A 24,014-nucleotide genomic window follows, 5' to 3' on the forward strand; every position below is an offset into this window, starting at 1 on the left:
CAACTTAGAAAGAAAGTTCTACAAAATTTTCCAAGAAATCCCAGAGGCTAAAAGGGATTCGTTTTTTGAAAACTTAAATTTCCACGAAACGTATTGGGACTGTGAATGTGAAAAGAACTATATCCACAAAAAAAGCGAACTACTCGTATGCCCAAAGTGTAACGCACACCAAGAAGACCAACCGGACAGTCTCGTTTCGGAAATCTCGGAACATATATGAGTGCTTTAAAAAGAAAAGTGCGCCCGTCCGGAATGGACGGGACATGGATCGATTTTACGATCGTAAATGGTCTAGGACTTACCGATCAGGAAAAAATTCTTTTCTCGATGATATTTAATCTTTCGAAACGGAAAGAAGGGTGCACGGCTGGGAATGCGTATTTCGCCGAAATTATGGAGAAGTCGGAAAAAGCGATATCGGAAGCGATTTCAAGAATGGTTAGAAAAGGAGTTATCAAAATTCGTTTAACAAAAACTAAATTTGGGACCGCGCGTGTAATGTTTGCGAACGTAAAAGTACAAAAACCCACTCCACAACCGAACCCCGAAGCCACCCCACAAACAGAGGAACCCACTCCATACGGTATGGACAATGATCCACAAATTAAGGAGGCCACTCCCCACGGTGTGGAATGTATGCACTCCACAGAATATGGAACAGATATTAAAGGAATAATAAAAGAACATAAAAAAGAGATAGAAAAGGGATCTCTCTCGAAATCAAACATTCTTACTTGGTTGAATGTTCAGGACAAAGCTCGTGATCTCATCCTTCGAGAATGGGGAGAATACGATCACTCGCCAGAGACTGAAAAAACAAAGGTAAAACTTTTTGAAACATATCTGGAAGGAACAAGACCCGAACTGGTTTTGGAAATGATTCAGAAATTAATCAAAATTCGTAACTCTGAAAAATTTAAGACCGACACTTTTTGGCAATCAAGACCGGTTAACATTTCTTCTGCCTTTTCCTACAAGGACCATATCAAAAACGCTTACAATGCACTTTTACTTTTGGCAGAAACGAAACCCCGGAAAATTCAAACTGAGAATTCTCGCACAACCGAGAAAGATATAAAGACAGAAGTGAAACGAACGAATCTTTCTATTTACGACTCTTTCGAAGATTGGGCTTGTACAAAACTTTCTCCTTCCTCCGTCGGGGTAATTAGAAAAGTTCAAACTCCAGATGAGTTGCCATCCAGTATCCGAATGATATACGACAAGTTTGTAAAGGAAGAGGGTGGAACGCCTGTTCTTCATTCACAGGTAAAAAAGGTCGCTGTATGATTGGTATTATTTTTTTGGGAAAAAAAGCAAAGGAGGAAAAACAAGTGAATAAGGAATTAGAGGAGTCGATTGTCTGGCATTTTGAAAATGGATACTCGAAGGAGAAAACCTGGGAGATCAAACAGTGGTCATATCCTAAGTTGAAACTTGCGGAAGTAAAAGTAATTTTCGACGAGCTTGAAAGTAGGATTCCGAAAGCCGGTGTGCGAAGAGAGATTCTAACCGCTTAGAGAGTCGTAAAGAAAGTGAAAAAGATTTCAGATTCAAAACTAAAGGCTGAGTTTTTCGAAGCCTTGGAAGAAGGATTTCGAAAAGAAGAAATGAGGAAGTTACTCGAAGGAGGAAGGTTTTTTACAGTGAGATCCAAAAAAAGCGGACTCCTTTGTATCGCAATGCTTGTTTCCGGAATGGAAGAGATTCAAACGTATCAAGTGATCCGCTACAAGGATAAACGGACTAAGTGGATAGGGCAAGAAGAGTTGGTAACGGATTTTGATCCGATCGACGCAAACCCTGACCCTTTGCTTTTGAGTTGGATTTCCAAAGAATACAAAGAAAAACAAGAAAGCGATGAAAGCTTTCGTAAACTCCTAATTAAAAAAGAAAGCGAGATAATCCCAGATCAAACAAACGCGCAATTAAGGAGTAAGTCCGCATGAAGGAAAGACAGTTATACATCCATACAACCCCGAGAGGATTTCAAAAAGCAAAGTTTTTAGACGCTTTGGGGAGAAGTTCCAGTATCGAAGAAACAAACGAACTTGGAGACAAGCCGTCTTTCTGGTTTGGACTTGATAACGGAGACAGAATTCGATTCGATCAGGAAATGGCGAGAATGGCTGCGCCACTTCTATCGCACTTTGCGGAAACCGGAAAAATAGCATGAATTTTATTTTATCAAACGTGAACCCTGCGGCAATTCAGTCGCAGGGATAGGGAGGGTAGTCGCATCATCCAATGAATGGAATCTTAGTAATTTACACCTTTTGGTTAGGAGCTTGTCTTTTCGTTTTCGCAGTCCTTGCTCTTGTCCTTATCTTTTCTTTGGGAAATTTTCCCTTAAACAAACCTAGATCAATCGATCAAAAACAAACGAAAAACCATAACTCAGAATGACGTTCCGAGAAGCCGCGATCGCAATGCGGATCTCCCAGAACACTCTTCAAAAACTCGTTCATCGATACAAATTCATAAGGTACGTAGAACGATACAATTCCCAAAACCAAAGAATCTTTGATCTCTCCGGAGACGATATTCACAAACTCATTTCGATGAAAAACGATTCGGGAATGGGTTCTTGGAGATCCTTTCTAACTCTCTATACGCATAGAGATTATTTCCCAGTTCACACAACGCAGTATATCAAAGACGCGGACGCGGAATTTGTAAGGACACATCTTGAGGAGTGTGGGTGGAAATGAAATGTATATTCAAAAAGTATTAAATAAAAATAAAAGTTTACTTAGTAGATCCTTTTTCTAGTGGTTAAAACACAAAATCAGTCAAAGGAGACTAACGTATGAAAACGATTCTACAGATTATCAAAAACAAAGGAGGGCTTGAGAAGTTAAAAGAGGGTGACGAGTCTATTAAAGTTGAGAACGGACCGTATATGGATCTTCACATCGAGTATATAGGAGAAGGACCTCACGGATACGATTCGGTCAGCGTTGCTCATTACTTTGAACAAAACGGGGATCTAATGAAAGATCCGGAAATGTGTTTTGAAGTAAGAGACGTTGAGATTTTAAAAATTGTAAAAGGGGCGTCGAAAGTCGTAATTGAAAATGTTCTCGTCCCTTATCTTTTCATTCAAGATGGAGGTAGGTTTTCGAGATACGATGAGGTATATACAACGGATGACGACGGGAAGATTGTCCGTACCGACCAAAACCTTTTGTATCAGTTGAAAAGATTTGCCGAACAGTGGGACAAGAATATTAAACAGCAAGGGTTTGTAACTGCATCGAAAGTAAAAAAGGGCGGTCAAAAATGAACGCCGAAGACGCAAGATACCAAATCCAAATCATAAAACTGAGACTACTCAGCAAGGAAATAGACTACAAGGAGGCGAGGGAGCTTGCGGCCCCTCACCTCAAAAGCCTAAACGAGATAGGTAGGCAAATTGCAAAAAAATACAATAAAAACCACTGCCCAATTACCTTTACAGGAATGATGCGATGAAAATATACACGAGTTACTTTGGAAATGTTCGAAATCTTCCCGTTGAAATCGTTCCGGTTTCGATTGCGAGACACGCAAAGTTTTGGCCTGGACTCAAATACTTCCCTTTGGCTCCTGATAGCGAGACTTTGAAAATACAAACTGGTGAATACACGCTGAGATTTAACAAAAAGCTTTCTAAACTCAATGCGGTAAGCGTTTTAGAAGAGTTGATTTCGATATCAGAAGGAAAGGACATCGCTCTACTTTGTTACGAAAAACCGGGAGACTTTTGTCACCGGCGACTCGTAGCTGAGTGGATCGAAAAGGAAACAGGAATGAAAGTTTTGGAATACCAAAACAAAGAAGTAGAAAAAAAAGAAGAAACGAAACAACCAAAACTCTTTTAGTGGGTTTCATCGGTTCTGTCCCACCGGAAGCCAGAGCGATCCTCGTAGATATATTATCGAAGGTTGAAAAATCTCGAGATATCTTTGTAGGATGCTCTGGCAATTTTACGATCGACCGTGTTCTCTCAGGACTTGGATACAAAGTCCATTCAAACGATGTCTCCCTTTATTCAAAACTCATCGCGGACATTATTCTAATTCAGGATACGGATCTAAAGTGTAATGACCCTATATTCAAGGGAGTTTTTCAAAAATGGCCGAAGAATTCCAGATACAGAAAGCTAGTTGAAGTGATGTATGTTTTGAAAACTTCGAAATTTCGACCTTGTTCCAATGATTTCCAAAGAGAGATGTGGGAGTCGTATTTAGAAAAAGGGGATGAGTTCTATGAAAGAACAATCAAGAAATTCGAAACAGGAGGGGTTTTTGATTTTAAAATAGAATCCTTTTACTTTGGAGATTTTCTAAACCATATCCAGAATTGTGAGGGAGTGAGTTTTCTATTTGCTCCGACTTACAAAGGCGGATATGAGAAGATGTACAAAACCGTAGAGGAGGTCTTTGAATACCAAAAAGCGACTTACAATCTTTTTGATAGCAAGAATGCAGAAAAAACTTACTTAAACCTTTTGGAGACAGGAGAATCAGTAATCTATTCAGATATCGATTTCCCCGAACTCGCACCTTTCAAAAAAGGAATCGTTAAGTATTCAAATAAAAAAGACGTAGCACTTTACACTAGTGTCAAGGCTCACAAAACTTACTTTTTTTCTCCGGCTCAAAGTAACGAAAACCCAACCCTCAAAATTATTCCGAGTGATTTCCAATTCACAGAAAATTCTAAAATTGAAATTGCGAAGGTAACTTCGGATCTGATCTTTCACTACAAACATATCTTCATGTCTTCGAGAGTAAACTATTCAGACAAAGAAGATTTTGGGATCGCGTTTCTTGTGGATGGAAAGGTTTTCGGATTTGCAGGATTTAAAAAGTTCATGAGCAATATGGACTCTATGTTTGTATCTTCTGATTTTGTTGTGAAATCCGGAGAAAGAAGACTCTCAAAACTTCTCATCATGCTTTTACTTTCCAAAGAAGTAAAAAAACTACTTAGAAGCCACTATTTACACGCGTATAGAGGTGTGAAGACTTCCGTATATACAGAACACCCGGTATCGATGAAATACAGGGGAGTGTATGAACTCACCGAAAGAAAAAAAGGGAAGTTAGTCTACTCCCAAGAATTCTCAAACGCGTCAATGGTTGAAATATTCAAAACATGGTTCCAGACAAAGAGGAAATAAATGCAAAACTTCAGGAAATCAATCAGTTCATAGCTCCTTACAAACTCGCCTGGGTAGATCCGGTAAAAGACTGCGAACTTCTCACGGTAAACGCTCGTTTCATGACGCCGGATCAAATGAACAGACTCGTTGAGAACGTAAAAAGGGACGGGTTTCTCTCTCAACTTCCCTTTGCGGTAAAAATAGATGAGAAATACAAAATCATTTCAGGAAACCACAGAGTTACCGCATCGATCAAAGCAAAACTCCCGGCGATTCTAGTTTTGTATATAGAGGATATCGATTCGGAAAGAGAACTAGCGATTCAACTTTCTCACAACTCCATTTCAGGACAGGACGATTTAGGAATCCTAAAAACCCTCTACCTCCAAATCAAAGAACTCGATTGGAAAGCCTACTCAGGAATTGACGAGCAAGCACTCCTAAACTACCAAATCCCGGAGCTCATCCCGATTTCCGAATCCGACATTCAGTTAAACGAAATCAGACTCTTCTATGCAGACCTCGATTTAAAAAGAATCGATCTCACCTTAGAAGCCTTAGAAAAAAAGATCATCGATGACAAAAGAGACCGCGTTGTCCTCGGGGACTTCGAAAGATTCGTTGAGACGATGACGGAAGTTAAAAGAAGACTCAACGTAAAAAACCATTCTGTCGCGTTCATCAAGATGATCGAGATCTGTGAAGAATGGATCCGCGAAAACGATAACGAATCCTGTGCCTAAACAGAGCGGAAGACCTTCCAAGTTAAGCGAGAAGGTAAAAGAAAAGTTTTTCGCCGCGATCTCAAACGGTCATACATACGAGTCTTCTTGTGCACTCGCGGGAATTTCAGAACGTGCCTTCTATCAGTGGAAAGCAAAAGGGACCGAGCCAACCGAGAAACGAAATTCCGAATATGTGCAATTTGTGCAGGAACTTGCGGAAAAAGAAGCACTCGCAAAGATCAAACTCCTAAGCGACATCCAAAAGAGTGACTCTTGGCAAGCGAAGGCATGGATACTCGAAAGAAGATGGCCGGAAGAGTGGGGGAGAAAAGACAAAGTCTCTGTTGAGAAAGAAGTGCAACAGGTTGTAGTTTACTTACCCGACAATGGAAGAACTCCGATTGATGTAAACCAAAACGATTCTAAAAGTTCTACTTGAATATAGGTTCGCGAATCATCCAGGCCCAACCCGGACCGCAAGAAAGTTTTCTAGCAACTCCTGTTGACATTGCTTTTTTTGGAGGAGCTAAAGGCGGAGGAAAGTCGTATGCGATTACGATTGATCCGTTACGATACATCCACATACCAAAATTCACCGCAGTCTTTTTTCGGAAGAACTCAACGGACCTTCGTAAGCCCGGAGGACTTTGGGACGAAGCAAATAACCTTTATCCTCTCCTGGGTGGAATCGCTCGCGAGTCTCCGGCTCTTGAATACAGAATCAAAAAAGCAAGTATCCAATATCACCACCTCCAACTTGAGAAAACAAAGTTTAGTTGGGAAGGTTCGCAAGTTGCCGGATTCTATTTTGATGAGTGTAACCAGTTTTCAGAAGACACATTTTTCTTCATGGGATCCCGGAACCGATCGGGAAGTGGGGTTTTACCATACGTTCGAGCTACGTGTAACCCGGATCCAGATTCTTGGATAAGAAGGTTCCTTGATTGGTGGATAGACCGAGATACCGGTCTTCCCATTCCTGAACGAGATGGAAAGATCCGCTATTTTCTTCGGGTGAAGAATGAATTTTACTTCGCGGACTCTAAAAAAGAACTCACACACAGTTTCCGAGACTTCACAGAACAGGATATACGGTCGGTTACGTTTATTAGGTCTTCTGTATATGATAACAAAATCCTTTTAGAGAAAAACCCTGGCTACTTGGCAAACCTCAAGTCAATGGCCGACTATGAGCGTGAGCGTTACTTAGAAGGCAATTGGAATGCAAGGCCGACCGCCGGAAAAGTTTTTAACCGTCACTGGTTTGGACACGCACCGGATTTTCCAAATGACATGAAGCTATTTCGCTTCTGGGACTTGGCTGCGACTGTAAAAAAAACTGCGAAAGACGATCCCGATTTTACCGCAACCGCAATCGGTGGATTCAAAGACGGGATCCTTTACTTAAAATTCGATCAGAACCGGCTCGCTTGGCATGACGTAAAGAAATGGATCCAGAGAGAATCCGAACTCGACAAGATTCAATACGCAAAATACGGCAAAGTAAAAGTAGGCGTTGAAAAAGAACCCGGTGCAACGGGTAAGGGGGCCGCAGAAGATATCATCTCGCTTCTTGCCGAGATTGGAGTTGAGTGTGTATCGTATCCCCCTCATGGAGATAAACTCTCACGCGCACTTCCTTGGGCGGGCCTCGCCGGCATTGGAAAAGTGGTCATCGTCCACAGTCCTAACACTTCAATCGAAACAATTCTCTCCACTCTTCACAACTTTATCGGAGATGGAAAAGGTCACGACGACATCGTAGATGGAGGTTCGGGTGTTTACTACATGTCGATTGAAAAAGTCTTTGTTGCATCCTTCGGCCTTGCTTCTTAAAAAACAAAACGCGCGTTTTTACTGACTGTTTTCCATCGAGAAGATATAGTAAAAATAGGCCGTTTGGATTTTTTAAAATCGAATTGGTCTCACGTTGGATCCTTCAACGAAAAAGGGGTAACAAACTGATTTTTAAAAACTCATGCCAGAGACACAAGACTACGAAATCATACTAAAAAGGAGACACCCGGATATAGAATCAAAGATTCCTGCTTGGGAACTCATCACTGATTCGTTTCTTGGAGGACTCGCCTATATTGGAAAAAATCATCTCTTCCAATATACAAAAGAAAATACATTCTCCTACGAAAATAGAAAGAAGAGATCCGTATTTTTAAACCACACGTCTCCAGTCGTCGAAACCTTAACCGGACTCATCTTTGATACAAATCCAACCAGGGATATTCCTGATTCTCTAAAACCTTTCCTCGAACACGCAAATGAACGCCAAAGTTTGGGTGAGTTCATGCAAGAGGTCGCGACAAAATCTCTTCTTTGCACCTGCGCGATACTTGTCGATTCTCCAACTTTTGATCCCGAGAAAATCAAAACCCAGGCCGATATAAATGCGCAAGGATTAAAACCATACTGCGTATTGTATGAACTGGGCCAGATTCGAGACTTCTCTTTAGACGAGAAGGGATCTCTTCTTTGGGTGTTACTCGACAATTCGTATCTTGCTGATGAGGATCCGTTTAAAGAACGTCAGAAGATTCAAGAGTTCAGGCTTTGGACTAAGTCGTTCTATCAAGACTTCACTCGGAACAAAGATGGAAAGGTCATCGCAAGTGAGCCAGTACCACATTCTTTAAACCGGGTTCCGCTTCTCTTTGTATCCTGGTCTGACAATGACTCAAGTCCCATCAATCAAACTGTATTTGAAGACATCGCGATCATTGATCGGAAGATATATAACCTTCTATCGGTAGAAGATGAGGTCATCTATTCCGGTGCTTTTAAGATCTTCATATATCCCGGCACTCTTCCAGAAAAGTTAGAACAAGAAGGAATTGGAAGTCTTTCCTTTATCACGTACGACAAAGAATCCGGTTCCGCTCCAAACTTCATAGGCCCTGGAATCGAGGATCTTACAGGACTTGGAATTGTTGTAGATCGTCTTTCTAAAAAGATTCTTCAAAAAGTAGGACTTGATAAAGACCAAGAAAAGACAGGTCCGCAATCAGGAATTGCAAAGTCCTTAGAGTTTAGAGAAGCAAAAGCATTTCTTTTGTCAGGAGCGACAAGACTTGAAAAGTGTGAGATTGAAATCTTTGAACTTTTTTCACTCTGGCTAAAAACTAAAATTTCAAAAGATCAGATAAAGATCACGTATCAGAAAAAATTCGAAACCATTGATATCGCGGAGACCGTAAAAACCCTTCTTTCTATTTTCGAAACTCTCAAATACTCCGCAGTTAAAAAGCGAATCGCAAAAGAGATTGTAAACAAAGCCTTTCCAGAACTAGGCGAAAAGGAAAAAGACAAACTCTTTTCAGACATCGATTTTACCGATGAAGAAGCTCTCCCCGGTTTTCTGGAGAAGTTTCTCACAGATCAAAGTAATCCTACGGCCGCTTCCTCCGATATGGGAGCAAACAATCAGGAACGAAAAAACGCACGGGGAGCGGCCCCGACACAAACGCGAACGGTGAATAGCCGAGAACAGGTGAATTAAATGAAGATATGGATATCTCAACTTTACAGAGTGATGAGTCCAGTAGGAGAGGGAGACGGATCGGGAGGAGGTGAAGGAACAAACGGCGAAAGTAGCGAAGCAGGTGGGGAGTCTGGAGGACAAAATAGCGAACCTGAACTCACAGAGTTTAAATTCGGAGGAAACACATACAATATTCCAAAAGAACTCGCACAAGGTTTCGGAAAACTTTCCGCAGAACACAGAACAACTTCCAGTAAACTGAAAGCTTTGGAAGAAGCGGCAAAAGGGGAAAGTCCTGCTTTGAAAGAACTTCAAGAAAAGTTACACCAGCTTGAACTTGAAAAACTTCCGGAGAAAGAACGGGAGGCCGCGAGGTTAAACGTTGAGTTAAAGAAGGTAAATAACTTAGTAGAACTCGAAAAAAGAAATCGGGAACGATATGAACTCCTCTTTCGAGAGAAAACAATCAACACCGAACTCTACTCCGCGTTATCAAAACACAACCTCTATGACCAAAAACAGGCTCTCATGCTTCTAAAAGCGATCAGCCAACCGGTCGTTGTTGAGAACAAAGACGAAGGAACTTTCAAAGTCCTTCTAAAACTCGATGTAGGCGACGGCGCAGGAGTTCAAGAATTAGAACCCGAAGACGCGGCATCAAAGTGGCTCGCTCATCCTTCAAACGCAAATCTCTTAAAAAGTAATCTCATTCCAGGATCAGGAACTTCTGTGAAAGGAGGCCGCTTAACTACAACCGGACAAGTTGCATACAAGCGAGCTGACTTAGCAAAGCCCGAGGTAAGACAAGAACGGCTCGAAAAGATGAAAGCCGGAATCCAAACGATGATCGTTGACTAACGAGTAGGTAAGATGTCGAATACAGGACAGGATGTTTTGTATCCTGAGTTTTGGTTTGATGGATGGGATCAATTAGATTCAGGCGTTTTGAATTTTCAAAATCAAGTATCAAGATCGATCGAGCAAAAGCTCGCAGAAGTGGGAGACAAAGTAACGGTGCCAATCACTCCAAACTTCGGAGACGCGGACGATTACGATCCAAACGAAGATCCGGATGCAACAGATGTTCATCAAGAGGCAAAGAAGGTAGAGCTTACCGAATCTAAAAAAAAGACAATCATCTTAACCTCTACAGAGTTGTCTTTAAGCCCGTATGATTTGATTGAAAAGTATGCGGCCCCGATGGCGCTTTCTCTCTATACAACCGTAAACAAGTTTATTTACAACCTCTCTTTAAAATCGAAAAACATCATCGATGGAAGAAGTGGGATAGACAAGAACACGATGGTGAAGCTTCGAACCTTGTTATCAAATAACAAAGTAACGGGTGAAAAACAGCTCGTTTGTGCGCCGGATGATTACGGAAGTCTTTTGTCGATCCCAGAGTTTTTCAAAGCAAATGAGTCGGGTGATACAAGCGCACTTCGGGACGGGAAAATCACAAGAGCATTGGGGTTTAACGTATCTGAAAACCACGCAATCGAAACATATACTCCGACCGACCTTGCAGGAGCGGTAAATCACTCAAGCGGATACGCGGCCGGGGATTCGGAAATGGTAGTCGATGCTTTTAACGATACGTTCGCACCGATTAGACCCGGTGACGTTTTTACCGTGGCCGGTGAAACGGGTTCTCCCTTTCATACTGTATTGAGAACGGAGAAGACTTTGGGTGTAACGACTAAGATCACCTTTGACGGACCTTTAAAAAGTTCGGTTGCGGATGATGCGGTAATCACTTTCATTGCTTCTCGTTCCATGGTGGCCTTCGCTCCTTCTGCGATTGCGTTTGGTGCAAGAGCCTACAAAGCGATGCCGGAAGGAACAGGAGTAAGATCAGTCGTCGCTATGCTCGCGGGACTTCCCGTGAGAGTATCGGTTTGGTCGGATGGACTTAGGGTCAAAGTGCAAAATGATATTTTGTATGGAGGAGAGGTGATAAACGCAAACAGAATCGGAAGAATTCTCGCGGCGGCTTAAAGTATGAAAAAAGACCTTATCAAAGTGTACAAGAGACTCTCAGACGGAAGTGAAGTCGAGTTACTTGCCGACTCCTCTCAACTCGAAGCTCTTTCCAAACACCCGGATTTCAAAATCCCAGAATTAAAGGAAAAGAGTATTCCAGGTTCACCCAAAAACAAAAGCCAAACACAAGAAGGAGGGGAAGGGGTTTAACCATGAAAGTCGGGCTTGTGACAATAAGAGAGTCCGATGATTTTCTACAGTATTTCTCCGGGGGACAACTCTGGAGAGATACTGAGAGAAAAGATTATTTTCAAGTTGGGAGTGTTACCGCAATCGGTAAAGACTTACTTGGAATCGGAACTGAATTTTCATCGAACATTCCTTTAGTGGCCGGTGAGACTTTAGATATCGACTCCCAACTTGTGAAAGTTGTTTCCGTAATCGATGATTCGCGCGCAAAAATCTCTTTGATAGAATATGATATTACAGAACCCGTTCGGTTTCGAAGAATCCCGGAAACTAAAGTCGCGTCTCTTACCACTATCTATCAAAGAAAAAGAGAAGCTCTGAATACCGCGTATTTAAGACTCCAAAACTCTACTTCCTTTTCTTTAGTAAGTGTTTCGGAAAACTCACTAAAAAAAGCTCAGATCGTTTTTGCTTTAGAGCTTTTTAAAACTCCCACAAACAAACACGATGAAAACCGCGCAAACGGAATTCAGTCCTACTCCATTTCCGATCAAAGTTATACTTACAAAAACGGAACTGTTCGAGATATTCCCGAAGTCGTATATGACTTTGTTAAAAAGGAAGGAAGTCGGGAATCGGGTAAACTATTCAGGGTAGAACCGTCTCTCTTTTTTAAATGAAATACCACGATGATCTTTTACGGGAAATGAGTCAGGGCCAGGTTGAAATTCTAAAAGAATTTCTTTCGGACGCTAAAAACCAACTCGATCTTGCGGTTCAGGAATACGTAAGAAGGACCACGAATCATTTTGCCGTGATCGTCCCCGATCAAAAAGAATATCTTACCTTTATCGAAAGAAGATACAGAAACATCCTCTCCCTCTATGACAATACTCTAAACACTTTCTACGCGGGAATCGGACAGGCCCTTACTCGAAGTTACAGATATGGAAAAAGTATCACAGAGAGTTTGATTTTAGAGTCCGGGATGAATATCACCGGCGCTTCCATTGATTCAAAAGCCTTGCCGGTTCTCATTCGAGACGCAGCGCATGACTTTCGAATTGCAACCATTCAATCCAAGGAAATGTTTCGAACCTACTTCAAACTTTCAAAACAAGGTGTACTGACAGAATCGGAGCTTTCCGAAGCAGTGGCAAAAGGACTTTTAAAATCGGGAACTCCCACCTCAGTAAGAAAGAACGTAATCGAACTATTCTACAAAACAGATTTTTCAAAGAGTAGAACGACCCAGATCCTTTCCCCTCGGGACAAAGAGACAAGACAGTTCTTTTTAGAGAAGATAGGAAAGAAGAAATTTGAAGAGTTAGAAAGACTCAATTCAAAACTCTTAGAAAAGAAGTATATCCAGATCCTTGACAAGAATGGAGATCCGATTCACTTCAAGGTCGATAGCTACGCTGAACTTGTCGCAAGATCAAGGATCACTGATAGCCAGGTTACGGCCGCGATCGAGGAAGGACAAAGAGCCGGAATCGCACTCTATACTGTTCCCGGACACAACACAACGGCAAACGTTTGTAAGCCACACGAAGACGAGATATATACAACCGATCCCTTACTTGCAAAGAATAGAGTTTTTAAATTTCTTACAGAAAAAGAAAAACCTGGTTATCATCCCAGATGTTCTCACAGGATATTCCCTCTCGTTTTATCCAACAGAAAACTGTTCGCTCTCATAGCAACTCGGTCGAATGAAAAAATTGCCCGTAAGTGGTTTAGAAAACAAGGGAAAACGATTCCTGAAAGGAGTGTTGCATTGTGATTCCTTTCGAGATCCTAAGACCTCGCTACAACGCAGCCGACAATTCTGTTGATGAAGAATTGTCCGAACACTTAACAGTCTTTGCGGAAAGTTGGAAACCAAAGACAAGACTGAGAACGACAGACAACGGGATCGCATATACTTCCGTTCATGCTGATATTTTACCTGACCAAGATATTCGTTCTACAGATCTAATCAAGTGGCCGCAAGGAATCACCCGCGAAGACTTTTCTTTCAGGGGAAGATACCTTTCGATTCTCTTTTTCTATCCAGCTCCCGACGCAAATCAAAACGTACATCATATCGAGATTGAGGCGTAGTGGGAAAAGACTGGGAAGTAGACGACACAGAATACAAAGAAAGAATCGGAAGGAAGTTTCCTGAGAAAATAATAGAGATCGCAAAGAAAGCGTTTGAGATCGTATCTCTCGGAATCCCGGCAAAAGTCGCGAGTGCAAAAACAGGGATTCAACCTCAAAGACAAACAGGCTACATGCAAGGAGCTTACTCAATCTATGTAGGCGACAAACTTGTAAAAGACGAAGAAGAGGTGAGTCCAGGAAAAGGGCAGTTCAAACTTCCTCCGGTGATTTCTGATATCGGAGACTTAGAAGCGCGAACCATTTACGAGGCTCCGTATGCGGAAGTGCAACAAGGAGGAGAAAGTAAAGTCGCGGGAAATACAATCACTCTCAAGGGAAGGCAACCTGGAACCGGACCGGGCTGGATAGGAAAACTCCAAGAACCGGTCAATTCAGACGACATCGTGGAAGAGGTATCGGATCATTTTAACGACCTATTTCAGGAGACGTTCAAATGAGTGACGTAACGACTCACAAATACTTGGTTGAATACCTGGTCGACTGGATGAAACTCCAACTGGAATTTTCTTCTTATACAAACATTCTCCAACCCTTTGTAGAGACCCCGAAAGAGCAAGTAGAGAAGATTTTAGTCATTCACAATATATTTACAAACCCCGATCCTTTTGGAAGGACTCAAATTGATTTTTTGTGTATAGCAAAAACACTTCCCCGGTCCAAAGACATCGCATTTGATTTGTATGAAAAGTTAAACGAAAAGTATAACGTTACGCTTCCCACTCCACAAAATCTTCCGCAAGGAAAAACCCCTCCAGATCTTCCTCCAATCGTCTTGCGAGTCATTCAAGGAAGAGAGATTCGACTCATCGGCCAAGTATTGAACGGTGAGTATCGTTACAACGCGAGCTTTGTCATTTCCTAAGGAGGGAAGATGAATGAAGAAGAGCAAGTAACGCTCCTCCGGTCCACTCGAAACGGAGACGTTACAGTACGAGTTCCAAAATCAGAAGTAGAGAATTTTCTAAAAGATCCTCTATTTAAACTTTTCGAGCCAAAACAAGCCAATCCGGAGAAACCAAAACAAAACGCGAAACAAAGCTCTCCCGAGTGAGCTGTAAATGGCAATTGAAGATTTAATAAAGCCGGAAGGTTCCGCCGTTATTGGAAGACCGACGGGTTCGATTAGTCCTATCGCAACCGATTTCGGAAAACCACTTTCTAAAACTCTAACGCAACCGGGAACGATAACGGTTGCGGCTAACGATACGATCGTCACCGGAACCGGGACGGATTTTACGAAACTGGAAGTAGGACAGTATCTAAAGATCGGATCCCTCGCCGGTCTTCGTAAAATTAAAACCATAACGGGACCGACAGCACTTGAACTGAGAGAACCGATCGGAGCGGTGGCCGCATCAGCCGTCACATTCAAAGTCGCCGATATGTGGGATTTGGGGATGAGTCTCAAGGCGACGATGCAGGAGTCTCTTGGATACGCAGAACACGTAGCCATGCAGATGGGAGCACAAGCGTTTAAAAAAACTCTCAACAGCTACATGGTGACGACGAGTATCGAGATCATCGAACCCGTGCAAGAGGTGATCCAAAAGGTTATCAGAGGATATTTGATAAACTATGATTCACTCACGGGAAACATCAAGGGTGCCGCAAGAACCGTGAAGATGTGGGATAGCATCGAAGCGGGCAATGGTCAAGAGCTTCACCTAACAGGTCTTATCGCACCTCGAACTCGCTCCCTAGATCCGATGGATCTTTTAATCCTTCCGAATACGATGCTCTACCCCGAACCGAAATGGGAATTCGATGGAAAGACTCCGCTCTCTGTGGAACTCAAATTCGAAAGTCTTGTGGATCCAAACACAACCTTTAGAGGACTTCCGGTCGCCTACTATTTAGGAGATTTGAATGTCGCATAACCTAAGCAAATACAACGAAACCACTATCCTGATTCCGGGTGGGGGTGAAGTTACAATCCCAGTAAATGTTTCAACGATTGGTCTTCACGAACGACTTTCAAAAATTCAAGACAAGTTGGAACTCGCGATTGAACAACACTCAAACGCTTTTAATGAAACGAATCACGCAATTTCAGAACTCTATGAAATTTACAAGCTCGTAGCCTTAGAAGACGCGGTTTCCTTTGTCGATTTTTGTAAGGATCTGACTCAGTATGTTTCCTCTGATGACTGTGCTCAGTTTATCAAAAAGCAAAAAGAAGCAAAGAAATACGGGGATAGAATTCTCACCTACCTGAGAGAAAAGTTTCAAATCGCAGTATTTGAACCGGAAAAACACATCGATGTTTTAAACCGAATCCCCTTCTTTTATCCCGACTTTACCTTCGTATTCAAATTCTTGAATGAAGTAGAACTCGCAACCAAACGCCATCCCGGAGACTCAAGGGTAAAAAAGTAGACCCCGACTCGGAGATGCTTCTTGCACAGATGAAACTCATCCGCTCCGGAGTTCGGGAAGAAACGGTAAAAACATTAAACTATCACGGACTTACCGCAAGGCTTTTAGCTCTTCAGTATTTGGAGTTAGAAGAATACAGAAATCGTCTCGTTCTCGCGATCTATCTCAAACCGGAGCTCGCAGAAGTGATCACAGGGAGAATCGCAGATTTAGACAAGGAGATGAAATCTCTAAAGGTAGTTCGCGCGTCTCAGAAAATGACACAAGAAGAATACGAAAAAGCGTTCTGGAAGGCGAAATCGGAATCTGCGGACTTTTGGAAAAAACTAAAAGAAGAACATATTGAGAGGAAAAACGGAATCGTGATACGCGAAGAGTAGCGACTGGGGAATAACTCAGCGACAGTTAACGTTGCAATCGTCGGTGATAAAAGGCCGCTTCAAAAAACTTTTGACGCAGCCCTCGCAGACGGACGAACCTTTGTAACCCAGATCAAAGGTGTCGGGCAAGCGGTTAACAATGCGATCGCAATTGATCCGAAAGTATATCGCGCCTCCTTAAACACAATCAATGGTCTGGAAGATCGATTAAAAAAATTCCAAGACGGAATGAATCGCGGCCAAATTGGAAGCGATTCTTTTAACCGCCTCAAATCCGCAGTAGAGTCTGTTCGTTCGAAGCTCGATGAAGCAAGACGTTCCGGAGAGGATTTTAACAGACAAACTCTTTCTCTAAGAGCCGGTCTTGCCTCTCTTGCGAGTGGATTCACAACGCGGGCTATAACATCCGAAGTAAAAAACTTCATGGATGAAGCCCAAAAAGCTCAGAACACAATGAGCGGTCTTTCTGCTGTCATCCAATACAAGTTTGGTAAAGAAGCAGTACCAGAAGCCGTATCCGCCGTTAGCTCTATTTCAAAAGAGCTGAACATAAACAAAGAAGCGATCACGGCGGCGATGCGAAATTTCTCCTCGATGGGATACAGTGTAGTCGAGGCATCAAAACTCATTCGAGCAAACGCAGACATTGGATCTGTATTACGACAATCCAACTACACACTTGCGGAATCCATCGAAGTCGTATCGCAAGGATACAAGGCCGGTAACTCGGTTCTTTCCGATGCGACGGGGATCCAGACGAATATTTCCAAGATGCTTGAAAAGCATGGGATGAAACTCGACGACCTAGGCGATGCAACCAAAAGCGCGGCTGCAAGACAGGTTCTTTTAAACGAAACGTTACTCGAAACGGAAGCCTTTCAAGGAAGAGCCGCCGAACAAGCACAAGGTTACGCTGGAGCGCTCGGACGTCTTGACAAGTCGGCAAATGAAACACAAGTCTCTTTAGGTAAACTCTATCAAGAATCCCTTCTTCCGATCTTAAATTTGGGAAGTGACGGAGCTTCTTTTCTTTCCGGTCTTTTTACAAACGGAGAAAAACTAAAAGAATTAGACAAAGATCTGACCATACTTCGAGAAAAACTCGATCGTGTCCCGGAAGGAAGTGACGAGTGGAAAAAAATCGATGAACAGATAAAAAAGACTGAAAACCAAATCTCTCACTTAGGACTTTCATTTGGAAATATCAGCAAATCCGTAATCGTAGCCGCAACCGCCGGTCTTACATTCTATACAGCACTTCTAACGATCTCAAAAGGACTCGAACTCGCGGGTGTTGCTGGAGCTGCAAACTGGTCAAAGATTCTTGGTCCTTTGGGTCTTGGAATCACAGCAATGGTTTTTACAATCGATATTGTAGAAAGATTTAGAAGAGAAGGAGAACAAAAAGATACAGAAGAAAAGGGAAGGAGGTTAAAAGAAAGATTCAAAGAAGATATGGAGGCCGCAAATCAGGCGATCAACCAGCTTGCGAGTGCTTCTTCTCTTGGATACGCGGTCGGTGAAGAGAAGTTAGAGAAGCTACGAAAAAAACTAAACGATCTTGGATTTAGCGCAGAAGAAACGGAGAAAATATTCAAACGAAATTGGCTCACAGGAAAACAGTTTGTTTCAAGTGAAGAGGTCAATCGTTGGAGAAAAGCGTTTTCAGAAATTAACAAAGAAGAGACCGGACCCAAAGCCTCGCCGGTGTCAACCAGTGGAGGAGGGAAGGGGAAACTAAAAGAAGACCTATCAGAACAAAAAAGAATCATCGAAGAGTTTTGGAAAGCAAATCCGACTTCAGTCAAACTCATCGGTTCACTAGAATCGCAATCCTTTGAATATCTAAAAAAACAACTTACCGAATTTTCGCAAAAAGAAGGAGCAAAGATTCCGCTCACCCTCGATGGAAAGTCAGTTACTCTCGACAAGATTCAAAACAAAGAACAGCTATCGAGGGTAGTAAATGAAATTTCAAAAAAATACAATATTTCCCCGGACGTTGTACTCAAACTAAAACCCGAGAACTTAAAGGAACTGGATTCTCTTCTTTCCGGTGCAAGAGATGAGATCGATCGAAAGGTTCGGTCCGGTGCGCTCACTCCGAAAGAAGGTATCAAGCTTCACGCTCAGTTAGAGGACGCAAAAACCTTTGACCAGATCTCGGCAAAGATCCAGAAATTCAAATCCGATTGGGAACAAAATACCGGACCTTTAACTCAAACCGAATCCCAAATACTAGACATTTCCCAACAGATCAATGTAGCAACAAACAAGTCTCAAGGTTTTTTACAATCTGTCACAGCTTGGGGAAAAGCCGCCGCCGGTGCAATTGCCTTTCTTACCGCTCCAGTAACTCAAGTTTTGCAGGCACAGGCGCAACTTGTTCAAGTACAAACTCAGAATCAAATCCAGCAGGTTCAATACTACGGACAAATCTTTGATCGAGTCATCGATGCAAATTTGCAGTCCTTTCTTGCCGCCAAGGACTCAGAACTTGCAAAACTTCAAGTAACTTTGGACGCAATGGAGGCCGCCGAGGTTGCCTATGAAGAGAAAAAACAAGAAAGAAGAGACGTAGAAGCAAAAAGGATCAGGGAAGAAAACGAAGCCCTCTACAACGAAGACGCACTCAAACTTGAAGAAAAATACAGCTCACAAATCACCTCTCTAGAACAAGAGAGTTTAGATGAAGAACTCTTTAATCAAAAAAAAGCAGAACTCTTTGATCGACTTCAAAAAGACAAACAAGACTTAAAGGATCGCTACGACAAAAAAACTCAAAGTGATATTGAGAAAGCAAATAAGGACCAGGACGCAGCCGACGAGAAAAAGAAAAAGGAGGAAGAAGAAAAGGCCAAGGCTCTTGCAGAACAACAAAAGAAAATTGAAGCTGATAAGGCCGCCGCAACCGCAAAAGCGGAAACCGACAAACAAAATGCAAAACGTTTAACTTCGTATATAGAATGGCAAGCGGGTAGAACCGCCTTCGAAGCAAATAAACAAGCTCAAGTTGCACAGGCCGCGTTTGGAATCGCTCAGTCTGCTGTGCAAGGTGCGATTACTTTTGCTTCTTCGGTTGCGGGATACACGGCCGCCGGTGCCGCACTTGCAGCACCAACATTGGGCGCATCGATGCTCACCATGCCCGCAATTGGTGTGGCTGAAGGAACGGTTCTTGGCGCTTTAGCTGCCGGAGCTGGAATAACTGCTAGCGGACTTGCGTTAACCGCCGCTCAGTCACAGCAATATCCTCCTTGGATGGGATTTTCGATCGGTGGACTTGTCGAAGGTGGAATTTCAGGAAAAGATTCTGTGCCGGCAATGCTTACACCGCGCGAGGTAGTTGTTCCCGAAACCGGCTGGCAAGACATTCGAAAAGACATTTCAGAAAGTCTGATTCCAAAATCGAATCCCGGTTCTCCAAACATCAACATCGAATGGATGGATTATTCCCAAAACTATACGCAGATAGACAAGGAAGCCTTACTTGATTATCTTTTAGATGAACTCCTCAAACGCCTTACGCAAGCAGGCGTTGTGGGGTAGTTTGAAGTTTATCTTACGAGACTCGAATGGAAGAACACTAACAGAAACCTTAGATCAGTTGTGGAGAATTTCACCAACGAAATTCGACGTGCCTGAATCCTTAGTCGCAAGAAACAGTCAGTGGGGATCTAAAAATCAATCCGATAACGTGATCTCCACACGTAAACTCTCTCTCCCTTATTCGAAAACATTCCAATCCGACCTCGAATACAATCTTTTTAGAAGTAAACTCGCAAACTTCTTTCTCACCGGAAAAAAACCAATCTATCTGATCGATGTTGAAAATGGAAGACGCGCGAGTATAGAAATTTCGAGTCTTCCTGAAAAGTTTGATAAAGGTTCTGAAAAAAGAATCGTTACCGAAGCAAACATAGAACTGATTCTTATGGATGTTCTCTTTGAAGACTTTGAAGAATCAGATACCGATTTTTTGTATCTCGCTTCGGGCGGATATTTTGATATCTATCTTTCTTCTGAATATTCAATGGACGGGTATCCGATATTTGAACTCATCGCAGAAAGTAATTCAAACCCGGACTTTTCTTTAGACCTCGAAGATGAAGAAGGAAACGGATTTGCGACCCAAAGAATCCAATGTCTTTCCTTCTCCAACGCAAACGAACTAAACAAGTATATGACGATAAGCTCCGTAAACGGAGAAGTCATGATCGGAGGAAGACCAAACACTTCAAAACCAATCACATATTCGAACAACAATCTTCTTTGGACCGGAGGAAGTTTTTTAATCTTTCGTCCGGGTAAAAATCGAGTGATCTATTCTTCGGCGGTGAATGCACCTGTAAGTCTTAGGATCAGACACAGGACGCGATATGAATCATAATACTTGGGATACATTGTAGACAGTTCAGCAGTTTACGGACACGGAGAAAAGTCAGGTCTTCCGGAAGGATTTGGATCCGTATATGGAACCTCCTGCAAAGGAGAACCAACAGACGCGACGATATTTCAAGAATACTCGGGAGGGAATGGAGAAGACGCAAACGTTCAACTCTCTTCCGTCGCAGGTTCTATTCTTTCTCAATTTCCTTTAGGGATCCAGTATCCGAAAATTTCTTCGATGAAAAACGTGGTGAACCAATTTGGTCCACTTTCAGGAGAACTCATATTTGCAGAAATGCCGGAAGTTCCGCTCCCGGATTTTGCTTCTTACAAATTAAAAATCGATTCGCGATCCGTTATGAAAGCGTATCTCTATGATACTCCCGATCAAACCTCAACTTCCAAAAAAGGATTCTCTTACAAATCATACGGAATGATTAAGCGGTTAGAAGGAGAGACGATCTCCAATTCTAACAAGTGGACGATTCACAAAATCGAAGTCAGTGGTCCGGACGAAACAGACGCTATTCTCACCTTAGGAGCCAATGTAAACTTTCCGCAAAACCTCTACTCCGCTGATATCCAACCGGATCAGGTTCTCTATATTCGAGATACCGAAGACTCCGACAACGAAGGTAAATTTCGAGTAGTGGAGGTGACGGGTGCCCTCACTCTTCGAATTCACAACCCGTCTGTAGTTCTTCAAAATATCATCCTTGGAACGATTGAAATTTTACCAAAAGAGTGGGGAGATCCTTTAACCCTTGTTTCCGAACTCGTAGATCAAGTTTTTAAAACCTACGGTCAACGAGTTCCGATTCTTTATTCTGCAAACCTTATTCAACCCACTCCCGGAATTACAACTCTTGGAGAACTCTATCTCGAAGGAATGTCGCTCTTCAAATTCATCGAGCTAGTTGTCGATATGCTCGGCGGTCTTTGGTACTGCGGAGTCAATGCAGATGGATTTTATTTCCTCGAAAAGAAAAAGTCAGAACCCATCGACAAGTTTGCGGTTGGTTGGGACTACAACGATCTAGATATAAAGATCGATCGAGACTGGGTTTGGAACTATATCGAGATCTTTGCAAAAAGTGAAGAAGGATCTGGAACGGTTAAACTCTATTCTGAGTTAAACGAGTCTTCCGAGAAAAAGTGGGGAAGAAGGACTCCGCCGGGTGGAGGAATTGAAGTCCCCGCATCGTTTACAAAGGAAATCGCGATCCTGATTTGTCGAAACCTACTCGAACTTCACAAAGAACCAAGGGTTCTAATCACGATCAAAAACGCACCCTACAAGTTCTACGAATTCGGGGACTACAAAATAGCGTTTCCTGCAAAACCGTATTACGAAGTTTTAGATGACTTGGATTCCCTTGGAGGCTGGAGCTCTTCAGACAATTCAAAACTTTCCGTAGTCCTTTCAAACGACACTCTGATTTCAGGCTCGAAGTGTCACAAGATGATCTTTACAGGTTGTGATGAAGTCACGTATTCAAAAATCTTTAATGTTCGTAAAAATGGTTTAACCGACATTCACTTCTATCTCTATTCCTCGGCGATCGATGATTTCAATACCAATCCCGACGGAATGATTCAGTTTTATATCATCGATTCGACCGGAACAAAACACGAAAAATCTTTTCCGATTTCAATAGAATCCAAATGGATCCCTTGTCCTTGGAACATTGCTTCTTTAAAGATCAAACAAATCGTAGAAGTAGGTTTTCAGTTTAAGAACGTTCCTGACTCCGTAATCTATTTTGATGAGTTAAAAGTTCGCTCCGATACTTCGATTACTCACACGGTCCCGCTTGTTGAGGTGGAATACAATAACCCTCCCACAAAGAAAAACTGCAAACTCACATTCGGCGGAAAACAAACTCTTGAAAAGTATTTGTCCGGGTATCTCGCACAAATTGAAACGCTGCGCTACATTGCAAGGAACAGGTAATGGCTCTTCCTCCCATTCTTTCGGGAAGACAGGATATAAACTGGAGATACGATGAAATTACGGGAAAGTTTGTATTTCAGGAAATCTTAGGAGAAGTTCACGAGGTCATTGAATTTCCAGAACTTGACGGACGACGAGGTTTCCGGTTAAACGAAAGGCCGGTCGATGACGGTTCAATTCGAGTGTACAAGGGAAGTGTTCTGGGAGACAAGATCCCGGCAAATCTTCAATCGAGGGTTACTTCCGAACCCATTGGACCCCAAGTCAATATTACACCTTCCACTATGAAAATTGTTGTTCCAAACACAGTCGATCTTGGAACACAATATATCAGCGCATATAACGGAGTCGGGGGAGGTAAAACCGTCGAGAACGATCTCTATATCCAATACGTAGCACTCAATTCAAAACTTTCCAGAGACGGATCCCTTCCTATGGAGGGAAATCTCAATTTCAATTCTTACAAAGCGATCAATCTCGCAAACGGAAGTAACCCAGGCGATGGTATTAACTTTGCTCAGTTAAGCTCTCTTGCAAACGCGCTCACGACAGAAACCACACAACGAATAAACGCAGATTCTACGATCAATTCAAGACTAAACCCACTCGATTCGAAAGTGAAGTTTACAAAGTTTTCTCTCTTAGAACGCGACTACGCAAACGACAATTCCTCCGGGACTTTAGGTTTGGAGTCTTATGCAGGACAAAAAGGAATTCTTCTTTGGTACAATGTTCGAACCAAAATTGGAGGAGTTGGCGCCTACGGAGACGCATCGAGTAACTTTCAAATCATAGATGACCAAGGAGCTGGACAGTACAATTTTAGATGGTCTTCGCCCTCAAACGCGCTCATGCGCTGGATTTTAATCCAGTGGGTAAGTGATTTCGCTCCATGATTCTTCAAACGATTACGATCCAAAGAGGAAGGGCATTTCAAAAATTCTTTCCTTCGGCAAATGTAGAAGAGGCGACTGTTTTCGCTTCCTTTGGTACAATCAAAAGTGACGGTCACTTTTTAAAACGAGGACAGTTTGAAGTTACAGTACAAACGGACGGATACATTCTGAGTATGAGTGAAACGGATACTTCAAATCTTAGAAAAGAAGTAATCGAATTTGATATTTTAGTCGAAAGACCGGACTCTACCTGGCCGGAAGGAAAAAACGCAATCTTTGAGTATGGCGGAATACTCAAAGTCGAATAGCGT

General features: G+C 42.4%; 28 protein-coding genes. All 28 read left to right on the forward strand.

Translation table 11 applies throughout. The features are described 5' to 3' along the window. Nucleotides 1–216 precede the first annotated feature (216 nt). The 28 genes from JWG44_RS21700 (at nt 217) to JWG44_RS21835 (ending at nt 24,011) form a co-directional block, all read left to right on the forward strand. Nucleotides 217–1,290, forward strand: coding sequence for a helix-turn-helix domain-containing protein (locus JWG44_RS21700; RefSeq protein ID WP_205277120.1), 1,074 nt, complete (start codon nt 217–219; stop codon nt 1,288–1,290). Then, nucleotides 1,287–1,520 (forward strand): hypothetical protein, encoded by a 234-nt coding sequence (locus JWG44_RS21705; protein ID WP_232371793.1) that lies wholly within the window; start codon nt 1,287–1,289, stop codon nt 1,518–1,520. Before JWG44_RS21700 ends, JWG44_RS21705 begins: the two co-directional genes overlap by 4 nt. Nucleotides 1,521–1,535: 15 nt before the next feature. Next, entirely contained in the window at nt 1,536–1,949 is a 414-nt protein-coding gene (locus JWG44_RS21710; protein WP_205277121.1) for a hypothetical protein, read from the forward strand. Further along, the gene (locus tag JWG44_RS21715; protein WP_205277122.1) at nt 1,946–2,176 is read left to right on the forward strand and encodes a hypothetical protein; all 231 of its coding nucleotides are present in this window, start codon (nt 1,946–1,948) and stop codon (nt 2,174–2,176) included. The genes JWG44_RS21710 and JWG44_RS21715 overlap by 4 nt, the downstream gene beginning before the upstream one ends. A gap of 226 nt (nt 2,177–2,402) precedes the next feature. After that, nucleotides 2,403–2,711 (forward strand): hypothetical protein, encoded by a 309-nt coding sequence (locus JWG44_RS21720; protein ID WP_232371794.1) that lies wholly within the window; start codon nt 2,403–2,405, stop codon nt 2,709–2,711. Between the two features lie 98 nt (nt 2,712–2,809). Further along, complete coding sequence (locus tag JWG44_RS21725) at nt 2,810–3,286, forward strand: DUF6908 domain-containing protein (RefSeq protein WP_205277123.1); 477 nt, start codon at nt 2,810–2,812, stop codon at nt 3,284–3,286. After that, the gene (locus JWG44_RS21730) at nt 3,283–3,474 is read left to right on the forward strand and encodes a hypothetical protein (RefSeq protein WP_205277124.1); all 192 of its coding nucleotides are present in this window, start codon (nt 3,283–3,285) and stop codon (nt 3,472–3,474) included. Before JWG44_RS21725 ends, JWG44_RS21730 begins: the two co-directional genes overlap by 4 nt. Further along, complete coding sequence (locus JWG44_RS21735) at nt 3,471–3,863, forward strand: DUF488 family protein, N3 subclade (protein WP_205277125.1); 393 nt, start codon at nt 3,471–3,473, stop codon at nt 3,861–3,863. Before JWG44_RS21730 ends, JWG44_RS21735 begins: the two co-directional genes overlap by 4 nt. After that, nucleotides 3,863–5,167, forward strand: coding sequence for a putative antirestriction adenine methyltransferase (locus JWG44_RS22730; RefSeq protein WP_205277126.1), 1,305 nt, complete (start codon nt 3,863–3,865; stop codon nt 5,165–5,167). The genes JWG44_RS21735 and JWG44_RS22730 overlap by 1 nt, the downstream gene beginning before the upstream one ends. A 101-nt stretch (nt 5,168–5,268) precedes the next feature. Next, nucleotides 5,269–5,892 carry a ParB N-terminal domain-containing protein gene (locus tag JWG44_RS21745; RefSeq protein WP_205277183.1) on the forward strand — a complete coding sequence of 208 codons (624 nt, stop codon included), beginning with the start codon at nt 5,269–5,271 and terminating at the stop codon, nt 5,890–5,892. Beyond that, a complete protein-coding gene (locus JWG44_RS21750; protein WP_205277127.1) occupies nt 5,885–6,313 on the forward strand; it encodes a hypothetical protein in 429 nt (142 codons plus the stop codon). Before JWG44_RS21745 ends, JWG44_RS21750 begins: the two co-directional genes overlap by 8 nt. Further along, on the forward strand, nt 6,310–7,710 hold the full coding sequence (locus tag JWG44_RS21755; protein WP_205277128.1) for a terminase large subunit domain-containing protein: 1,401 nt from the start codon (nt 6,310–6,312) through the stop codon (nt 7,708–7,710). The genes JWG44_RS21750 and JWG44_RS21755 overlap by 4 nt, the downstream gene beginning before the upstream one ends. Before the next feature lie 142 nt (nt 7,711–7,852). Next, nucleotides 7,853–9,385, forward strand: a complete 1,533-nt coding sequence (locus JWG44_RS21760) for a YlbF family regulator (RefSeq protein ID WP_205277129.1) — start codon at nt 7,853–7,855, stop codon at nt 9,383–9,385. Then, nucleotides 9,386–10,225, forward strand: coding sequence for a hypothetical protein (locus JWG44_RS21765; protein ID WP_205277130.1), 840 nt, complete (start codon nt 9,386–9,388; stop codon nt 10,223–10,225). A 12-nt stretch (nt 10,226–10,237) separates the two neighbouring features. Continuing rightward, on the forward strand, nt 10,238–11,365 hold the full coding sequence (locus JWG44_RS21770; protein ID WP_205277131.1) for a P22 phage major capsid protein family protein: 1,128 nt from the start codon (nt 10,238–10,240) through the stop codon (nt 11,363–11,365). 197 nt (nt 11,366–11,562) lie between these two features. Next, the gene (locus tag JWG44_RS21775) at nt 11,563–12,219 is read left to right on the forward strand and encodes a hypothetical protein (protein ID WP_205277132.1); all 657 of its coding nucleotides are present in this window, start codon (nt 11,563–11,565) and stop codon (nt 12,217–12,219) included. Then, entirely contained in the window at nt 12,216–13,325 is a 1,110-nt protein-coding gene (locus tag JWG44_RS21780) for a hypothetical protein (RefSeq protein ID WP_205277133.1), read from the forward strand. Before JWG44_RS21775 ends, JWG44_RS21780 begins: the two co-directional genes overlap by 4 nt. Beyond that, complete coding sequence (locus tag JWG44_RS21785) at nt 13,322–13,645, forward strand: hypothetical protein (protein WP_205277134.1); 324 nt, start codon at nt 13,322–13,324, stop codon at nt 13,643–13,645. The genes JWG44_RS21780 and JWG44_RS21785 overlap by 4 nt, the downstream gene beginning before the upstream one ends. Further along, on the forward strand, nt 13,645–14,145 hold the full coding sequence (locus tag JWG44_RS21790; RefSeq protein WP_205277135.1) for a hypothetical protein: 501 nt from the start codon (nt 13,645–13,647) through the stop codon (nt 14,143–14,145). The genes JWG44_RS21785 and JWG44_RS21790 overlap by 1 nt, the downstream gene beginning before the upstream one ends. A gap of 47 nt (nt 14,146–14,192) precedes the next feature. Further along, nucleotides 14,193–14,570, forward strand: coding sequence for a hypothetical protein (locus JWG44_RS21795; RefSeq protein WP_205277184.1), 378 nt, complete (start codon nt 14,193–14,195; stop codon nt 14,568–14,570). A 196-nt stretch (nt 14,571–14,766) separates the two neighbouring features. Beyond that, nucleotides 14,767–15,585 carry a hypothetical protein gene (locus JWG44_RS21800; RefSeq protein ID WP_205277136.1) on the forward strand — a complete coding sequence of 273 codons (819 nt, stop codon included), beginning with the start codon at nt 14,767–14,769 and terminating at the stop codon, nt 15,583–15,585. Then, on the forward strand, nt 15,575–16,084 hold the full coding sequence (locus JWG44_RS21805) for a hypothetical protein (RefSeq protein ID WP_205277137.1): 510 nt from the start codon (nt 15,575–15,577) through the stop codon (nt 16,082–16,084). Before JWG44_RS21800 ends, JWG44_RS21805 begins: the two co-directional genes overlap by 11 nt. Nucleotides 16,085–16,113: 29 nt before the next feature. Next, nucleotides 16,114–16,464 (forward strand): hypothetical protein, encoded by a 351-nt coding sequence (locus tag JWG44_RS21810; protein WP_205277138.1) that lies wholly within the window; start codon nt 16,114–16,116, stop codon nt 16,462–16,464. A gap of 228 nt (nt 16,465–16,692) precedes the next feature. Beyond that, nucleotides 16,693–20,013, forward strand: a complete 3,321-nt coding sequence (locus JWG44_RS21815; RefSeq protein ID WP_232371797.1) for a primosomal protein — start codon at nt 16,693–16,695, stop codon at nt 20,011–20,013. Nucleotide 20,014: 1 nt separating this feature from the next. Then, nucleotides 20,015–20,854, forward strand: a complete 840-nt coding sequence (locus JWG44_RS21820) for a phage tail protein (RefSeq protein WP_205277185.1) — start codon at nt 20,015–20,017, stop codon at nt 20,852–20,854. 3 nt (nt 20,855–20,857) lie between these two features. Beyond that, complete coding sequence (locus JWG44_RS21825) at nt 20,858–22,807, forward strand: hypothetical protein (protein WP_205277139.1); 1,950 nt, start codon at nt 20,858–20,860, stop codon at nt 22,805–22,807. Beyond that, nucleotides 22,807–23,703: a hypothetical protein gene (locus JWG44_RS21830; RefSeq protein WP_205277140.1), complete on the forward strand. Its 897-nt coding sequence runs from the start codon at nt 22,807–22,809 to the stop codon at nt 23,701–23,703. The genes JWG44_RS21825 and JWG44_RS21830 overlap by 1 nt, the downstream gene beginning before the upstream one ends. Further along, a complete protein-coding gene (locus tag JWG44_RS21835) occupies nt 23,700–24,011 on the forward strand; it encodes a hypothetical protein (RefSeq protein WP_205277141.1) in 312 nt (103 codons plus the stop codon). Before JWG44_RS21830 ends, JWG44_RS21835 begins: the two co-directional genes overlap by 4 nt. Nucleotides 24,012–24,014: the final 3 nt, after the last annotated feature.

This window comes from Leptospira ainazelensis (assembly GCF_016918785.1).
Lineage (GTDB): Bacteria > Spirochaetota > Leptospiria > Leptospirales > Leptospiraceae > Leptospira > Leptospira ainazelensis.

Coding starts and splice junctions, on each gene's coding strand:
- JWG44_RS21700 (WP_205277120.1), top strand. CDS start 217: ATGAGTGCTTTAAAAAGAAAAGTGCGCCCGTCCGGAATGGACGGGACA.
- JWG44_RS21715 (WP_205277122.1), top strand. CDS start 1,946: ATGAAGGAAAGACAGTTATACATCCATACAACCCCGAGAGGATTTCAA.
- JWG44_RS21765 (WP_205277130.1), top strand. CDS start 9,386: ATGAAGATATGGATATCTCAACTTTACAGAGTGATGAGTCCAGTAGGA.
- JWG44_RS21725 (WP_205277123.1), top strand. CDS start 2,810: ATGAAAACGATTCTACAGATTATCAAAAACAAAGGAGGGCTTGAGAAG.
- JWG44_RS21720 (WP_232371794.1), top strand. CDS start 2,403: ATGACGTTCCGAGAAGCCGCGATCGCAATGCGGATCTCCCAGAACACT.
- JWG44_RS21780 (WP_205277133.1), top strand. CDS start 12,216: ATGAAATACCACGATGATCTTTTACGGGAAATGAGTCAGGGCCAGGTT.
- JWG44_RS21805 (WP_205277137.1), top strand. CDS start 15,575: ATGTCGCATAACCTAAGCAAATACAACGAAACCACTATCCTGATTCCG.
- JWG44_RS21815 (WP_232371797.1), top strand. CDS start 16,693: ATGAATCGCGGCCAAATTGGAAGCGATTCTTTTAACCGCCTCAAATCC.
- JWG44_RS21760 (WP_205277129.1), top strand. CDS start 7,853: ATGCCAGAGACACAAGACTACGAAATCATACTAAAAAGGAGACACCCG.
- JWG44_RS21800 (WP_205277136.1), top strand. CDS start 14,767: ATGGCAATTGAAGATTTAATAAAGCCGGAAGGTTCCGCCGTTATTGGA.
- JWG44_RS21830 (WP_205277140.1), top strand. CDS start 22,807: ATGGCTCTTCCTCCCATTCTTTCGGGAAGACAGGATATAAACTGGAGA.
- JWG44_RS21735 (WP_205277125.1), top strand. CDS start 3,471: ATGAAAATATACACGAGTTACTTTGGAAATGTTCGAAATCTTCCCGTT.
- JWG44_RS21770 (WP_205277131.1), top strand. CDS start 10,238: ATGTCGAATACAGGACAGGATGTTTTGTATCCTGAGTTTTGGTTTGAT.
- JWG44_RS21730 (WP_205277124.1), top strand. CDS start 3,283: ATGAACGCCGAAGACGCAAGATACCAAATCCAAATCATAAAACTGAGA.
- JWG44_RS21745 (WP_205277183.1), top strand. CDS start 5,269: ATGACGCCGGATCAAATGAACAGACTCGTTGAGAACGTAAAAAGGGAC.
- JWG44_RS21705 (WP_232371793.1), top strand. CDS start 1,287: ATGATTGGTATTATTTTTTTGGGAAAAAAAGCAAAGGAGGAAAAACAA.
- JWG44_RS21835 (WP_205277141.1), top strand. CDS start 23,700: ATGATTCTTCAAACGATTACGATCCAAAGAGGAAGGGCATTTCAAAAA.
- JWG44_RS21795 (WP_205277184.1), top strand. CDS start 14,193: ATGAAACTCCAACTGGAATTTTCTTCTTATACAAACATTCTCCAACCC.
- JWG44_RS21810 (WP_205277138.1), top strand. CDS start 16,114: ATGAAACTCATCCGCTCCGGAGTTCGGGAAGAAACGGTAAAAACATTA.
- JWG44_RS21775 (WP_205277132.1), top strand. CDS start 11,563: ATGAAAGTCGGGCTTGTGACAATAAGAGAGTCCGATGATTTTCTACAG.